We start from the raw sequence: 1,906 nt of genomic DNA on the forward strand, positions 1-1,906 counted from the left end.
CGGGAGTTTGACACTTCATTTCTTTAAAAGCACTCTTAAGCCTTGATATGGCTTATTTTTTATGTCAAATTTCGACTTTAATTATTGAGTACTATTTAGTACTATGTTATAATAAGAGTATCTAATACTGAATCGAGGCGTTGATTATGCGTATAAAAAAGAGTGTTTCTAAAAATTCCATTTCCTATTCTGTCATTGAAAATGTTCGAGATATTAACGGCAAATCAACCACGCGCGTTATAGAAGCCTTAGGAAATGAACAAGAGATTCGCAAAAAACACCCAGGTGTTGATCCTGAGGAATGGGCGCGTCAATACGCCAAGAAACTAACAGAAGAACAAAAGAGTCAACGAGAACCTAGCATCATAAAATTTAATGCGGAGAAACTTATCAACGCTGATGAACAACGTTCATTCAACGTTGGTTATCTCTTTTTACAGTCGCTTTATTATCAACTTGGCCTCTCTAAAATCACGCAAGATATTCAATCTAAATATAAATTCGAGTATGACTTAAACGAAATATTATCTAAATTAATCTATATGCGCATTTTACACCCGAACTCCAAGCGGAGTTCGTTCGAACAAGCAAAACAATTACTCGAAGGTATTCAATGTGAGCCGCATCAGATGTACCGGGCTTTAGATATACTTAAGAAAGAATCAGATAATATTCAATCCGCTGTCTACAAAAACAGTTTGAAATTAGTTCAACGACACAAGAAAATCTTGTATTACGACTGCACAAATTTCTATTTTGAAATGGAACAGGAAGAAGGCTTGAAACGGTATGGAGTGTCAAAAGAACATCGACCAAATCCTATTGTTCAAATGGGCTTATTTATGGATGCTTCCGGCCTTCCCCTTGCTTTCTCAATATTTGGTGGGAATGAAAATGAACAAACATCTCTTAAACCGTTAGAAAAGAAAATCCTGAAGGATTTTGAGTTGTCTGAGATTGTTGTCTGTACAGACGCAGGCTTATCTTCTAAAAATAATCGCATTTACAATACATTAGGAAGTCGCGGATTTATCACCACACAATCCATCAAAAAATTAAAAAAACACCTCAAAGAATGGGCACTAGACCCTTCTGGATGGAGAACAAAAGCAAGTGACAAACCCATTAATTTAACAAGTATTAAAAATATTGAAAACAACAAAGAAACCTATTACAAAGAAAGATGGATTAAGGAAAATGATTTAGAACAACGCCTACTTGTAACATTCTCACCGAAGTATAAGCATTATCAAGAAACCATTCGGAAGCGCCAAATAGAACGCGCATTGAAGAAAGTTGAAAATCCTTCATCATTAAAAAAGAAACGTGCCAATGATCCATTACGATTCGTTACAGTTAAACACGCAACAACAGACGGAGAAATAGCCGAAAATATGCATGTAACTCTTGATGAGTCCGTTATAGAGAAGGAAGCACAATATGATGGATTCTACGGTATTTGTACGAATCTGACATCGGATCCTTTAGAGTTGATTCGTGTGAATCAACAGCGCTGGGAAATAGAAGAGAGCTTCAGAATTATGAAAACAGAGTTGAAATCGCGACCGATCTACGTAAGAAACGATGATAGGGTTGAAGCCCATTTCTTAACCTGTTTTCTCTCTTTATTGATTTATCGTATTTTAGAACAAAAGCTGGATAACAATTTTTCTTGTCAAAAAATCATTAAAACTTTAAGGGAAATGAATGTGATGAAAACATCGGGAGATGGCTACATACCGCTCTATGAACGAACACATTTAACAGATCAATTACATGAGATATTTGGATTTCGAACGGATTATGAAATCAATACCATTAAAAAAATGAAAAATAATTTAAAGCTATCCAGAAAAGCAAAATAGTACTCACTTTTTCAAAAGCGAAAAAACTCTCTAAACCCCTG

At 35.2% G+C, this 1,906-nt stretch carries 1 protein-coding gene; it reads left to right on the top strand.

Annotated elements, in window-relative coordinates; all coding sequences use genetic code 11:
* Positions 1–146: 146 nt before the first annotated feature.
* The gene (locus tag BM098_RS13180; RefSeq protein WP_089834115.1) at positions 147–1,865 is read left to right on the top strand and encodes an IS1634 family transposase; all 1,719 of its coding nucleotides are present in this window, start codon (positions 147–149) and stop codon (positions 1,863–1,865) included.
* The last annotated feature ends 41 nt before the right edge of the window (positions 1,866–1,906 follow it).

Origin of the sequence: Halolactibacillus halophilus (genome assembly GCF_900115605.1) — a bacterium.
Lineage (GTDB): Bacteria > Bacillota > Bacilli > Bacillales > Amphibacillaceae > Halolactibacillus > Halolactibacillus halophilus.